Genomic DNA, 15,897 nt, shown 5'->3' with positions numbered 1-15,897 from the left:
ACCTATAAATACTAGTATGTAATATACTGAAAATAATTAATTGCATATTAAACAAGATAATATTATTTTAAGGAAGATGCTCTACTATTATTTTGTTAACTAGTACAACCAAAAGAATGCATAATAATTTTAACCAGAAAATTATTAATTCAGTTTTAGAATTAATAACACAGGAAAACGATAGTTTATTTCAAAGTTTTATCAGGCATTTCTACAGCTACTACTACAGTAATGATATTACACTCAATTCCAATTTTTTATTATCTATCGCACGTAGCCTATTTGAACTAATAAAAGAAAAACAACCCAGAGAAAGTAAAATACAAATATTTAATACCGATAAACAAGACAACGATATAACAAACAAAGCAACTATTATCGAAATAATAAATGACAATTCACCATTTATAATAGATTCTACAATCATTACAATAAAGAAACACAATGCATTAATATACCACTATACTAATGCTGTTTTAAACATTGAACGCATAAAAAATAAAATATGTAAGATATCAGCTGTAGAATCATCTTCAAGTAATGAAACAAGTGAGTCTATTGTATATTTTATCATTAGTCAAATTGATGAAGAATCCCAAAAATCTCTAAAACATGATATTGAAAAAAATTTACAGCTAGTAAGCTATTGTGTTAACGACTGGCAATTAATGTTACAACATTTTGATAAAGCATTAACCAATATAAAATTACAAAATCAAAATATTGAAGAGGCAATTACATTTCTAGATTGGCTGAAAAAAGATAAATTTATATTTTTAGGATATGAAGAATATATAGTAAATCAAAATAGATTAATACTTAATAGTGAAGCCAATCTCGGATTACAAAGAATTAATATATCTAACCATACAGAAACACCAAGTGAAAATAAAGACCAAATATATATAATACAATCTAACATATTATCTACTGTACACAAATACGAGTACATGATTTGTATAGGGATTAGGATATTTAATCAGGATAATATTTTAGAAAAAGAACATCGTTTTTATGGTTTTTTTGCATCTATAATTTCATTTCAGGATGCAACTTCCATTCCATTAATCAGAAGTAAAATAAAAGCTGTTGAAGATAAAGCAGGATTTACTAAAGGAGGACATAGTAATAAAGCATTACTTGATATCCTACAAAGACTATCCAGAGATGAGTTATTTCAATTTTCTGAAGAAGAATTATTTGAAATTTCAATGGGCATTTTATCCCTAGCTAACAATCCTAAAATAAAACTTTTTATAATAAAAGACAAAAATAATAGCTTTGCAAACTGTATAATTTTTATCCCAAAAGATTTAGCAAGTACTGAATTGGCAAATAAAATGAGCTATATTTTAGAACAAATGCTCAAAGGTCAGGTTGTTAATCACCATTATAACATGCTAAATGAATACAACCTTGTCAGGCTACAATTTATACTAAAAGCACAAAATAATCACTTCAATGACATATCAGAATTAGAAATTGAAGAAAGGTTAATAGCTGCATCCAGAAAGTGGGAACATAAGTTACAAGACGTTATGTGTTGTAATTTAGGATCAATCAATCCTTTCTTACACTATCTAACAGCATTTCCACCAAGTTACCATGAGTACTTCAACCCTAAAAGTGCATATCACGATATTATTAAGCTAGAACAAGTACACAAGTACAATACAAGTGAAGCAGATTTATATTTAATAAAAAATAGTGTACATTACCAATTAAAAATATATATCCCCCAAGAAAGTAATTTACAACTTTCAAAAATATTAAGCATAGTAAATAAGATGGGGACCAGCATACTTTTACATCATAGTCATACCATTACAGCCAAAACTACCATATATTTACATCACTTCATATTGTCAAATACCAAACAATCGTTCAACCATCAGAATATAAAACAACAATTTGAAACTACATTAAAAAAAGTATTTGCTAAAGAAATAGAAAATGATTACTTCAACAGCTTAATTATCTTAGCAAGCCTGCACTGGAAAGAAGTAATGCTAATCAGAGCACTAAGTAGGTATTTAAAACAAATATCTTTTAACTATAGTCAAATTTATATTCAAAAAGTTGCTACAAAATATCCAAAGGTTATATTTTATTTCATCAAATTATTTGAATCTAGATTTAACCCAGAACTAAATAACAGTCAAGAATCTGCCTCTATAAAGGAAAAAATTAATGACTTACTCTCAACAGTAACAGACGTAGTACATGATCACATTCTACGGTGCATATACGCACTTATCCTAGCGATTTTACGTACAAACTATTACAAAGAAAAAGAATACTTATCCATAAAATTAGATTCAAGCAAGGTACCAAACATACCATTACCATGTCCATTCAGAGAAATATACGTATATTCGAACTCATTTGAAGCTATACACTTGCGAGGCGGTAAAGTTGCACGTGGAGGAATTAGGTGGTCCGACAGAACAGAAGATTTTCGTACAGAAATACTTGGATTAATGAAAGCACAGATGACAAAAAACTCCGTAATTGTTCCAGTAGGATCTAAAGGAGGATTTACCTTAAAACGTGCACCTAAAAATCCTACCCTACTTAAAAACACTGCTATTGAATGTTATAAAAACTTCTTAAGGGGAATATTAGATATTACAGATAATATTATTGATGACAAGTATATAACACCCGACCACATAATAAAATATGATGATTATGATCCATATTTAGTAGTTGCAGCAGATAAAGGAACAGCAACATTCTCTGATTATGCAAATGAGATTTCGGAAGAATATAACTTTTGGTTAGGAGATGCATTTGCATCTGGCGGATCAATAGGATTTGATCACAAAAAAATTGGAATTACAGCTAAAGGAGCATGGGTCGCTGCACAAAGACACTTTTGGCTTATGGATAAAGACATATATACTGAACCATTTACAGTTATCGGTATTGGAGATATGTCTGGAGATGTATTTGGAAACGGCATGTTATTATCTGATAAAATACATTTAGTTGGAGCTTTTGATCATAAGAATATCTTCATTGATCCATCACCTAATCCTGAACAAAGTTTCTTAGAGCGTAAGCGTCTTTTTCAACTACCTGGTTCTTCATGGGAAGACTACAATAAAGATTATATTTCACAAGGCGGAAAAGTCTTTAGTAGAAATTCCAAAATATTAGATTTAACTCCTGAAATTAAAAACCTGCTTAATATTACAGAAGATCAAGTATCTCCAAGTACTCTTATTACATACCTACTTAAAGCAGAAGTTAACATGATATGGAATGGAGGAATAGGCACATATATTAAATCCTCACAAGAAAGTAATGCCGTAGTTGCAGATAAAGCTAACGACCTTTTAAGAGTGAATGGATGCGAAGTAAGAGCAGCAATGATAATAGAGGGTGGTAATCTCGGAGCCACACAACTTGGAAGAATAGAATATGCACGTAATGGAGGTAAAATCAACACAGATTTTACTGACAATTCCGGTGGAGTAATCTGTTCTGACTTTGAAATTAATATAAAAATATGCCTAAGATTAGCAATAAAGAATAACTTCATTTCCCTATCAGAACGTAATAAAATCCTAGATGACATAATGCATGATGTACCATCGATGGTTCTTGAATCTCATAACAAACTAGAAACAAAAGCTCTAATGCTAGAATGTATACAAGCTCAAGATAGGATAGAACAGCACCACAGACTATTAAAATACTTGGAGAAAACTAAAATTTTGAATAGAGAAATAGAGTTTTTACCAAGTGATGAAGATATAATCAAAATGAGTTCTGAAAAAAAAGGTTTTACCTGTCCCCAAATTGCTATTCTAATTGCATATACCAGAATGTTCTTAAAGAATGAAGTCATGGTGTCGAATATCTTTAACCATTCAAGTAGCCTATCAAATCTATACGAATCTCAGTATCTGTTATCCTATTTCCCCCAATATATAAAAGATAATTTTGCTCCTTACATAAGACAACATCCTTTAAAAAAAGAAATTCTAGTAACGTGTATAGTAAACGATATAGTCAATAGGATGGGATGTACTTTTGTAAATCACATCATTGAAAATATTGGTATCACAGTAGAAAATGTAATAAAAATATATGTCATCATAACTCATATATACAATCTATATGAAGTATGGGAAGCACTAGACGCATTAGACAGTAAAATTCATATCAACACATACACTTCCCTTATTAGAGAAGTACAAAGATTTGTTGGACAAACAACTTTTTGGTTTATAAGAAATTCGTCTAAATTTGCAAATATTGATACACAGTTAAAAGAACTATCATCACAAATAAATGTAATTGAAGAAAATATCACTAGTATTTTGTACAATGAGTATTTAGAAGTATATAACAATACCTTCTCTTCTTTAACTAAATATAATATAGACAAATCAGTAATAAAAAAGATTACTGCATTAAAATTTCTTACTGTATCTTTTGATATCATACATCTTACAAATAGTGCTGATTTACCAATATTAACTGTAGGAAAACTATACTTTCAATTAAGATCACTATTAAATTTCAGTCGTATAAGAGAACTAGCAAGGCATATAGAATCAAATTCTTCATATTGGCAACGCATTGCTATTAGAAACTTACTCGACGAATTAAATGATTATCAATATATAATAACAGAAAATATTATAAGACAAGCAAAGCCCACTTTATCATTAGCACTCAAATTAGATAAAAATTGCAATATAATAAACGACATAATTCAAGAATGGTATAACAAAAATCAAGATAAACTAAATAGATATTACAACTTTTTAAATGACATAAATACAAACCAACTTGATCTAAGTAAGCTAATGCTAATAATAAAATCACTTGATATGTTCATTAGGTAAAGTAATTGTAATGTTTGGTATAGGTATATCGGAAATTATTGTAATAATTCTAGTAGCATGTTTGGTAATTGACCCAAAAAAGTTACCTTTCTTAGCTAAAAACTTAGGATTCTATTACAGAAAGTTTATAGAAATAAAGGAAGAAATTTTTCATTATTTAAAAAAAATTTGTATTAATGACACAGAAGATAGCAATAAAAATATAGTTATTAAAAAGATAATAGGAAATGATGGAAAAACATATGATAGCTATGTAACAAAAAATGACCCTGAAAAAAAAGAAGACTTATGACTGCCAAAGTATTAATAGTAGATGATTTAGCTGCAAATATAAAGTTACTGCAAGCTAAACTAGTTAATGAATATTACAATGTACTAACTGCAACAAACGGCATGGATGCCATACAAATTGCTCAAGAAAAACATCCTGATATAATACTACTAGATGTAATGATGCCAGAAATGGATGGTTTTGAAACTTGTAAAAGATTAAAATCAGACCCTGCAACCATACATATTCCAGTAGTTATGGTAACAGCTCTTGACAATACTTCAGACAATAGAGCTACTGGTCTTAGCCATGGTGCTGATGACTTCTTGACAAAACCTATCAACGATATTGCATTATTTGCACGAATTAGATCATTAACAAGATTTAAGATGGTAATAGATGAGTTAAGATTACGGTGCAAGACAAACACTGAAATGAGTGTATTAAATGATAGAATAATGAATTATGCTAATAAAATAGAAGATGCTAATATCTTAATCGCAGATGAAGATACACTGAGGTCTGAACACATAAATAACATATTACAAAAATCCTTCCAACAGACTGTAGTTTCACACAATATAGAACAAGTTCTGAATTTAAGTAATATAGAAAATTATGATCTCATGATTATCGACTTAGAGTTTTCTGGAGATGGATTAAGGCTCTGCTCACATCTACGCAATAAGATTGAAACACGTTATACACCAATTCTAGTATTACTTGATGAAAATGAAGATACAAAATTACTTACCAAAGCATTTGATATAGGAATTCATGACTATATAACCACTCCAGTAGATAGTAACGAACTCATTGCAAGAGTTAATGTACAAGTAAAAAGGAAACGATATCAAGATGCATTAAGAATTAACGTAGATACTAATATGACAATGGCAATAACTGATCCTCTTACTGGATGTTTCAATAGACGTTATTTTGACATGCATTTTCATAACATGATAACTGAATCACTATGTAAAGATAAGACTTTATCCTTAATGATATTAGACATTGATCATTTTAAAGAAGTCAACGACACATTTGGTCATACTGTTGGAGATGAATTATTAAAAGAATTCAAAAACAGAGTATCTGACAATATACGTATAACAGATTTATTAGCAAGATTTGGAGGTGAAGAATTTGTTATTGTGCTACCTGACACAGACATAAATATAGCATATCAAACAGCCTTAAGGATACTCTCTTTAGTAGGAAATACACCTTTTAAAACTAGCATCGGAGATATACACAAAACCGTAAGCATTGGTATAACAGAAATGTTACATTCCGATGTTAATAACATTAAAGAGCTAATAGACAGAGCTGATAAATGTTTATATGAAGCAAAAAACACAGGAAGAAATAAAATTGTCACTGATCCTATAATAGACACACAATAACAGTATATCAATTACATAGCTACTAACTGCTAAATATTAGCATAAAGGTAATATTCTTATTACTTTTATTATGTTTCATATAACAACAAGCAAGTTTTAGCATAAACATTAATCATTAATAACACAGAAAAATTTAATACAGATAAAATCCTAATGCGAAAATTTAAAATAGAAATTTTAAATTATATGAAATATAAAAAACAATTATATCAATCAAGTAAATAATAAATAAATTAGCTATTGAATTTTTATTTAATCAATGACTTATACATTTTTTATCAACAAATCTTTTAGCAATACGATAAAGTACAATAGTATAACCTAGTTACACTAAATAACATCATAACCTCCCTCCATAGAATAAACTATCATACAAATAGCATGTTTATAATACGCATTGCAAAAGTATATTTTGTACTTCACTCAACTCAAATTTGACCGACAAGATACTTCTTTCTTTGTATAGATATATCAAAAAACTCTCAAATGGGTATATATGTCTATATGATTACATATTACATCTGTCACTATTAAAAATAAACCATTCTTTCCTTCATACAAACAGACTATTGATCGTTATTTAGTAAATTTAGATTTAAATAATCTTATACAATTAAACATAACATCTAGATATTTTGTGACAGATTTTACTGTAGTTGAAAGACATTTGTTCTTAATACCTGCTAATGTTCTGATCAACATTACTTCTTCCCAGTGCAGACTTTGCTAACATGATCAAACCTTTGGAAGTAATTGTTCTCTATTTCTTCAGCAAATACTCTCTTAGTGTTGTTTTATATTGTTACAGTTAAAAGATCAGCATTACATCACTTATAAATAATATTATTAATATTAAGGAAACAATAATATATATAACCTCTTAAACATAATACATACACACAATTCAAGCAAAACATTAAGCTATAGAATAAAACTTTTTACTTAATAAATCTCTTTATTCTTAACTACTTCTAATACTCGGTAATTACTTACTGCATATCATAAATATCATAATCAATATTCAAACAAGTTAAAAAAACATAATACACATACACAATTCAAATAAAACATTAAGCTATAGAATAAAATTCTTCACTTAATAAATCTCTTTATTCTTAATTACTTCTAATACTCGGTAATTACCTACTGCATATCATAAATATCATAATCAATATTCAAACAAGTTAAAAAAACATAATACATACACACAATTCAAGCAAAACATTAAGCTATAGAATAAAACTTTTCACTTAATAAATCTCTTTATTCTTAACTACTTCTAATACTCGGTAATTACTTACTGCATATCATAAATATCATAATCAATATTCAAACAAGTTAAAAAAACATAATACACATACACAATTCAAGCAAAATATTAAGCTATAGAATAAAATTCTTCACTTAATAAATCTCTTTATTCTTAATTACTTCTAATACTCGGTAATTACCTACTGCATATCATAAATATCATAATCAATATTCAAACAAGTTAAAAAAACATAATACACATACACAATTCAAATAAAACATTAAGCTATAGAATAAAACTCTTCACTTAATAAATCTCTTTATCCTTAACTACTTCTAATACTCGGTAATTACCTACTGCATATCATAAATATCATAATCAATATCTAAACAAGTTAAAAAACATAAGATATGGTACAATTCAATCTTACAAACATACGAATACAAATTTAATGATATAATCAGAATATGCTTATAATAATCCTTCCAATTGTAGAATCATATCCCGCATGTGAGATGGCATAGGTATAGTTACCAATATCTCTTTACCTTCTATACTAATAGATAAAAAATACGCATGTAGTTGTAAGTAATTACTTGTTATATTATCACAAACTTTTCCATATTTCACATCGCCAATAATCGGACATCCAATATGTGAAAGATGTATTCTTATCTGATGTTTTCTTCCAGTAATCGGCTGTAAATCTAACAATCCAATGTTATGCGGTAGCTTCTTTAGTATAGAAAATATAGTAATAGCATGTTGTTCAAACAATATATCCCGCTGAATTTTTCCATCTAAAGAAACATTACATTTCTTCCTCATAATAGGATAATCAATTTTACCTACATCATTGTCAGGCATCCCACGTGTCAAGGCTAAATACTTTTTTTTCACTTTCCTATTTTTAAATTCATGCATAATTAATCTAGATACCCTAACATTACGTGCTAACACTAAAATTCCACTAGTATTTTTATCTAATCTATGAACTATTTTCATAGATTCTCCAACTCTAATATTATCCAATACATCACTAATACTGACTTTAACTTTGGTACCACCCTGAACAGATACACCAGAAGGTTTATTGATAATCAATACATTATCATCTTCATACAAAACATTATCACAAATTAATTTCACTAAGGATTCACTAGCAAATTTGCAAACTTTTCTACTTTTTTTTTCCTTACTAATTATATATTCATTTTGTACAAAAATTACATCACCTACACTAAGCTTTGTACTAGATTTTACTCTCAAACTATTAAGCAAAATTATCCCATTACGCAGAAACTTTTCAACTAATGATTGAGGAATATCTAACTCTTTTCTGATAAACCTATCTACTCTAACATCCTGATGATCCTGTCCTATAGTATAATATTTACCCATCAATTTTTACAATTAATATAAAAATTATTACAACACATCACGTCAATTTTGCTCATGAAAAATTATCAACATTATACAACAATTTTGTTCACCTTATAGATCAATTTTAGATATATCATCAGTTATAAAACAATACATATCTATATCTATACATAGGCAACTACTATTAACCAACACACCTAAATAAATACAAAAACTTTCACAATCTTACTTAGTATACAAGATTAACTTCAGATACAATACCACTTACAATAACTATTAGATATAAATACAGTATACAACAAATGTACATACATGCAGCCCTATACACTAACAAATACACCAGTTGATCAGTATACTACCAACTAATAATATTATTACCTAAATAATTAAAATCATTATACAATTAATATATAAGTACAGCTCTGACAATTTTTACTAAACATCTTATCACTAATTTACAAATAACCAAATTGAATAAAACTGCTATAAAAAAGCTCAAAAACACTCTTTATTAATTACATAAATACAGATAATATGAGGAATATATAGATTAATTAAACTATTACTTTTAATCTTGTACCCCTTAATAAAACATATATTACTCTTCCCTACACTAAAAAATATGTAATAAGTACATATATCAAAGCATACCATTTTTATAATTAACACACTATATTAACAATAGTAAATTACCTAACAAATTAAAATGAGTATACTATTGTGCTTATCAGATTATAAAATTATTCTCTTACATAAGCAAATTAAACAGGAATTTAACATTAACAAATAAACCGGCACTGAAAACAATAAAGTTACCCTATACTTTCACTTTATCTACTATTATCACAAACCTTTTTTGTTAAATAATCACATAAAGTAAAGTTACTAGCTATGAATAAACCATGATCACACATAACTTTACCTTTACTTTCTTCAATAAACAACTTACCCACTGCTGCTTGATATTTGTTAATATTAGAATACACTAGTGCATCATAAGATCCTGAACACAAATAAGAAAACCCCAAAGCCATAGATCCCATAGCACGTATTATCACAGCTTGAGAACTAAGCTGACTATCAATTACATTAACATTAGAATGTGTAATAATAAAATCAATAACAGTTCTACTAATACTTTGTTTATTCCCCACATGCATTTTTATATAACGAGACTGTACATTCTCTGAAAAAGCTCCTACTCCTTTTTCTACATAAAACGTTTCCTTAAGTATTGGTGCATCTATAATAGCAGCAATTGGCTCACCATGACGAAAAAACGCAATTAATGTAGCAAAATATGGTAAGTAATTTATAAAATTAGTTCTACTATCTATTGGGTTAACAAACCAAAAATTTTCACCAACATCAGATACATCCCTGCTATCATCAAAAATCATTCCATAATCTCTTCTATAGTTATATAACCCTTCAGTGATGATTTTTTTTGATCTTAAATAAGCAGATCGTGTAAAATTACTTGCAGCCATATAAGAAGACTGCATATATCTAATTTCACTAAAATCCCTAACCAAAGCCCTAGATGATTGCCTTACTGACTTTAGCATAATATTAGTAGTAGAAGAAAAAATTACAGACATCTATATACCCCTTTTATCACCTTTTTCATAAGATACAACCATCCCACATCTACTACACAATTCAATCACTGCCACATACTTTATTCATATTTACTCCCAACAAACATGAATAAAATAAGTAAATAAATTTAATAACGCTAAAATAATGTATTCTGCCATAAAAATATATTATTCTTTTGCTCGCTCATAATAACTATCATCTGGAGTGTAAACAACTATTCTATCACCAGGCTTAATAAAAGTAGGAACACTAATACGCTGATTATTTTCTAACATCGCAACTTTATATGAAGAAGAAGATACGGTTTGACCTTTTATCACAGCTTCAGTTTCGACCACTTGAAGAGTAACATAATCTGGAACTTTCGCGGATATAATCTCCCCATTGTAAGACAACAATGTAATTATCATATTATCTTGTAAATATATACTCTTCTCCCCTAATATATCTTTATTAATTGTAATCTGTTCATAATTTCCAAGGTGCATTATAGTAAGCATTGAACTATCACTATAAATATATTGATAATCAGCCTCATCAAGAATAGCTCTCTTTATGTCACCATCTGCACGAAACCTCTCATACTGTTTGGCTCCAGTTTTAAGATTCTTCATCTCAGCTTGTATATAAGCACCACCTTTGCCTGGCTGAGTATGCATAATTTTCACTACTAAATATAAAGCATTATTATGTTCGAGCACATAACCAGGCCTGATATCACTTCCTCTTTCCGCCATTTCCTATTAAATATTAAGTATAACTGCGAAATTCTATTCTTAAAGAATAAGTATTTCAAGAAAAATAAACAGATAGTAACAATATCAATTTCAATAATATTAATCTTACTATGTTATACCAATTACATATTCTACATTACCTTAACATTCACCACTCATTACATTAAATACATATAATTCTGTCTTAATAATGAGATACATTAACATCAAAATATCTATAGGTATAGTAAACTTTGATACATTTAATAATGCATCATAATAAAGATCAATAAAATAACTGGCAATTTTATATAGATCTGAAATCAGATTGCTATAATTCTAATAGTAAATTTACACATGCTAAATCCACTTAATACTTTATACAAGATTCATATTATAAACATCAGTAAAATTCCCTTATATAATTTCTATATATATGACCCTCAAATTCTATATAAATATAGAATTTTCACATTTTAATTAATATGTTACATTGCTTATATAATTCATCATAATAGCTACCCACAACAATCTACTTTTATATTATAAAAATATGATAAATTTTGAGCTAACAACACAAAATCTATACACTAGAGAAAAGTTATTAGAACTAGATAATATATTTCTATCATATTTACAATCTCATGATAAAAGTTTATATCAAACACTAATCTCAGCACGACAAGGTAACACTAATCATAATAATACATCATGTATAATAGAACTTTCATATGTAGTTGAAGATTTTATATCACAATTGTTCAATATTGAAGATGAAGTAATACTACAACAAAACATCCATAAAGAATTTATTGAAATATACAAATGTAAAAGACTATTCGTACAACGTTATGCTTTAAAAAAATATCCCAACATTAATAACTTGAATATAGAAGAAATCACAAATAAAATTTCTCAAATTTTTTCACTACCAATTCAAGAAAAAGAATTCTCTCAAAAAGTACTATTATGGTTTGAAAATCAAGAACAATATGGAACAGATTTAGACATTGCAGCTCAGTACGCTGCATATATGGTACATTCTCAAGCAAATAATAATATTTTATTTAGTACTCCTAATAAAATAGATTTTCACAACTTAGTACCTGTCAAGATAAAGAACATACACAAATCAGATGTAATGACATCAAAACATATTAAATACAGAGATGGATTTAATCTTACTCATAAACCACCTATTTTATACCAAGCATTAAATAATACCCATTACTGTATATTTTGTCATAAACAAAACAAAGATAGTTGTTCAAAAGGCTTATTAGAAAATAACCATTCATTCAAAAAATCAATCCTATCTACTGAATTACATGGATGTCCTTTAGAAGAAAAAATATCAGAAATGAATTTCGTTAAATCTCAAGGATATCCCATAGCAGCATTAGCAATTGTAATGATTGACAACCCATTATGTGTGCTAACAGGACATCATATTTGTAATGATTGTACTAAATCATGTATTTATCAAAAACAAGATCCTGTCGATATACCATTAATTGAAACTCAAGTAATAGATAATGTATTGACTCTAAGTTACGGATTTGAGGTATATTCACTACTTACCAGATGGAATCCTATAAATTTTAAACGTCCATTACCACACACTCACACAAAGAAAAATGTACTAGTAGTAGGCTTAGGACCAGCAGGAATCAATTTATCACACCATTTACTTAATGACGGACATACTGTTGTAGCAATAGATGGTTTAAAAATTGAACCTTTACCTCAACATATTTCAGGAATAACTCAATTTGGAGAAAGAACACAATTTAATCTAATCAAAAACGTAAAAAAAGAACTGTACGAAAATTTAAGTGAAAGAACACCTTATGGATTTGGAGGAGTTTCTGAATACGGTATTACAGTAAGATGGAATAAAAACTATTTAAAAATAGCAAGATTAATACTTGAAAGAAGAGAAAATTTCGTAATGCATGGAGGAGTAAGGTTCGGAAGCACAATCACAACACAAAATGCTTTTGATATAGGATTTCATCATATTGCGCTTGCTACTGGATCAGGTAGTCCAAATCTTATTTACCTAAAAAACTCACTAGCACGTGGAGTACGTACAGCATCAGATTTTTTAATGTCTTTACAACTAACTGGCTCCGCCAGGAATAATGCTATTGCAAATTTACAAATTAGAATGCCAATTATTGTAATAGGTGGAGGACTTACAGCAATTGATGCAGCAACAGAAGCTCTTGCATACTATCCAGTACAAGTAGAAAAATTCTTATTTAGATACGAAACATTAGTAAAAACATATGGTAAATCTTACATAGAAAAAAATTGGACAGAAGAAGAAAAAAATATAGCAAATGAGTTTTTAAATCATGCAATACAAATCAGAAATGAAAGAATATTATCCAATACAGAAAATAGACACCCACAAATCATGGAACTATTAAAATCATGGGGAGGAGTTACTATAGTTTATAGAAATAACCTAATTGATTCTCCAAGTTATAGATTAAATAGCGAAGAAATAAAAAATGCACTAGCAGAAGGAGTATATTTCATAGAATGTTTACAACCATATGAAATAATACTCGATAATTACAATCACATCAGTAATATCAAGTTCACCAGCAAAGATAATAATAAAAAAACACTCCCAGCAAGAACTATTATATTAGCTACAGGAACTAAACCAAATTTAACTAGTATACAAGAAAGTCAACAGTTGTCGTCATTAAATAAAGATTTCATTCATACTTTTGATTTAGAAGGTAATAGTAGAGACATAATCTCATCATCTAAATTCACAAAAAAAGACAGTATATTCATATCTACCGATAGAAAAATCAGTATTTTTGGAGACTTACATTTACCATATAGAGGAAGTGTAGTGAAAGCCATGGCAAGTGCTAAAAATGGATATCCCACTATAACACAATTATTAAAAGAATACTCACAGAAAAAAGATGATTGCTTTCTCAAAACAGTAAATCACCTGCTAAAGGCGTATATACTAGATGTAGAATATCTAACAAAAAATATAACAAAACTTACCATTTTAGCACCTTTAGCAGCAGCTAACTTTAAACCTGGTCAATTCTATAGATTACAAAATTTTGAATATAATAGCCTAAATATAGAAAACACCAAATTATCTATAGAAAGTTTAGCATTAACAGGAGTATCTGTTGATAAAGATAAAGGAACAATCTCAACTATAGTATTAAATGCAGGAGGATCTAGTCATCTATGCAATTATCTTAAAAAAAACGAACCTATCATTTTTATGGGACCAACCGGCACACCGACAGAAATTCCTAGTAATAAAAATGTCATGTTAATAGGTGGAGGAGTAGGAAATGCTGTTTTATTTTCAATAGGTCAAGCACTATTATCACATAACTGTAAAGTTTTATATTTTGCAGGATATAAAAAAACAGAAGACATCTTTGAACCATCTTCTATTGAAAAATCATCAAGTAATGTTATATGGTGCTGTAATGAAAAAAGAATAGAACCAAGAAGAACACAAGATCAGTCTTATCATGGCAATATTATTGAAGCCATTGAACAATATCAAAACCATACATCACAAGGCACTAACATACCACTACATTCCATAGACAGAATTATCATGATTGGATCAAGTCACATGATGGATGCCGTATCCTATGCTATATTTAATCAATATCGTCATTTTTTCAAACAAGATATAAAAGTTATTGCCTCTATTAATTCTCCTATGCAATGCATGATGAAAGAAATATGTGCTCAGTGTTTACAAAAACACATCAATCCAATTACAAAAGAAGAATATTTTATATACAGTTGTAAAAACCAAGACCAACCTGCAGATTATGTAGATTTCAAGTTCCTACATGACAGGTTAAAACAAAATACATTACATGAAAAATGTACAGCACAATGGGTAAACTATTGTCTAACAAAACTATCAATACATGATACAAAATAAATTTTAACGTTAAATAATCAACAAAATTGTATGTAAGCCATCAACACAATTTACAATTTCCAGACTATGTAGATTTCAAGTTCCTACACGACACATTAAAGCAAAATACATTACATGAAAAATGTACAGCACAATGGGTAAATTATTGTCTAGCAAAACTATCAATACATGATACAAAATAAATTTTAATGTTAAATAATCAACAAAATTGTATGTAAGCCATCAACACAATTTACAATTTCCAGACTATGTAGATTTCAAGTTCCTACATGACAGGTTAAAACAAAATACACTACATGAAAAATGTACAGCACAATGGGTAAATTATTGTCTAGCAAAACTATCAATACATGATGCAAAATAAATTTTAATGTTAAATAATCAACAAAATTGTATATAAGCTATCAATATCATTTAGGATTTGCAGACCATGTAGATTTCAAGTTT

At 28.3% G+C, this 15,897-nt stretch carries 7 protein-coding genes; 4 read left to right on the top strand and 3 right to left on the bottom strand.

Annotated elements, in window-relative coordinates:
- Window positions 1–116 precede the first annotated feature (116 nt).
- The 3 genes from EDL80_RS01740 to EDL80_RS01730 are packed head-to-tail and all read left to right on the top strand — an operon-like array spanning window position 117 to window position 6,539.
- Window positions 117–4,862 (top strand): NAD-glutamate dehydrogenase, encoded by a 4,746-nt coding sequence (locus EDL80_RS01740; RefSeq protein ID WP_230957223.1) that lies wholly within the window; start codon window positions 117–119, stop codon window positions 4,860–4,862.
- A gap of 10 nt (window positions 4,863–4,872) precedes the next feature.
- Window positions 4,873–5,154, top strand: a complete 282-nt coding sequence (locus EDL80_RS01735) for a twin-arginine translocase TatA/TatE family subunit (RefSeq protein WP_158406489.1) — start codon at window positions 4,873–4,875, stop codon at window positions 5,152–5,154.
- On the top strand, window positions 5,151–6,539 hold the full coding sequence (locus EDL80_RS01730; RefSeq protein ID WP_158406488.1) for a PleD family two-component system response regulator: 1,389 nt from the start codon (window positions 5,151–5,153) through the stop codon (window positions 6,537–6,539). The genes EDL80_RS01735 and EDL80_RS01730 overlap by 4 nt, the downstream gene beginning before the upstream one ends.
- Window positions 6,540–8,262: 1,723 nt before the next feature.
- Here the strand turns inward: EDL80_RS01730 and EDL80_RS01725 are convergent.
- The 3 genes from EDL80_RS01725 to efp all read right to left on the bottom strand — a co-directional run bounded on the left by EDL80_RS01725 (window position 8,263) and on the right by efp (window position 11,513).
- The gene (locus tag EDL80_RS01725; protein WP_158406487.1) at window positions 8,263–9,192 is read right to left on the bottom strand and encodes an RluA family pseudouridine synthase; all 930 of its coding nucleotides are present in this window, start codon (window positions 9,190–9,192) and stop codon (window positions 8,263–8,265) included.
- A gap of 812 nt (window positions 9,193–10,004) precedes the next feature.
- Window positions 10,005–10,775: an inositol monophosphatase family protein gene (locus EDL80_RS01720; protein ID WP_158406486.1), complete on the bottom strand. Its 771-nt coding sequence runs from the start codon at window positions 10,773–10,775 to the stop codon at window positions 10,005–10,007.
- A gap of 168 nt (window positions 10,776–10,943) precedes the next feature.
- The gene (gene efp, locus EDL80_RS01715) at window positions 10,944–11,513 is read right to left on the bottom strand and encodes an elongation factor P (RefSeq protein WP_158406485.1); all 570 of its coding nucleotides are present in this window, start codon (window positions 11,511–11,513) and stop codon (window positions 10,944–10,946) included.
- Window positions 11,514–12,045: 532 nt separating this feature from the next.
- Here efp and EDL80_RS01710 point away from each other — a divergent pair.
- Window positions 12,046–15,450 carry an FAD-dependent oxidoreductase gene (locus EDL80_RS01710; RefSeq protein ID WP_158406484.1) on the top strand — a complete coding sequence of 1,135 codons (3,405 nt, stop codon included), beginning with the start codon at window positions 12,046–12,048 and terminating at the stop codon, window positions 15,448–15,450.
- Window positions 15,451–15,897 lie beyond the last annotated feature (447 nt).

The sequence above is a fragment of the Ehrlichia ruminantium genome (assembly GCF_009728835.1).
Classification (GTDB): Bacteria; Pseudomonadota; Alphaproteobacteria; order Rickettsiales; family Anaplasmataceae; genus Ehrlichia; species Ehrlichia ruminantium_B.
The sequence above is the reverse complement of the archived record's forward strand: the minus strand, read 5'-3'. Positions and strand labels throughout refer to the sequence as shown.

Bases quoted from the DNA above. Each gene is read 5' to 3' on its own strand.
- EDL80_RS01740 (WP_230957223.1), top strand. From the start codon at position 117: ATGCATAATAATTTTAACCAGAAAATTATTAATTCAGTTTTAGAATTA.
- EDL80_RS01735 (WP_158406489.1), top strand. From the start codon at position 4,873: ATGTTTGGTATAGGTATATCGGAAATTATTGTAATAATTCTAGTAGCA.
- EDL80_RS01730 (WP_158406488.1), top strand. From the start codon at position 5,151: ATGACTGCCAAAGTATTAATAGTAGATGATTTAGCTGCAAATATAAAG.
- EDL80_RS01725 (WP_158406487.1), bottom strand. From the start codon at position 9,192: ATGGGTAAATATTATACTATAGGACAGGATCATCAGGATGTTAGAGTA.
- EDL80_RS01720 (WP_158406486.1), bottom strand. From the start codon at position 10,775: ATGTCTGTAATTTTTTCTTCTACTACTAATATTATGCTAAAGTCAGTA.
- efp (WP_158406485.1), bottom strand. From the start codon at position 11,513: ATGGCGGAAAGAGGAAGTGATATCAGGCCTGGTTATGTGCTCGAACAT.
- EDL80_RS01710 (WP_158406484.1), top strand. From the start codon at position 12,046: ATGATAAATTTTGAGCTAACAACACAAAATCTATACACTAGAGAAAAG.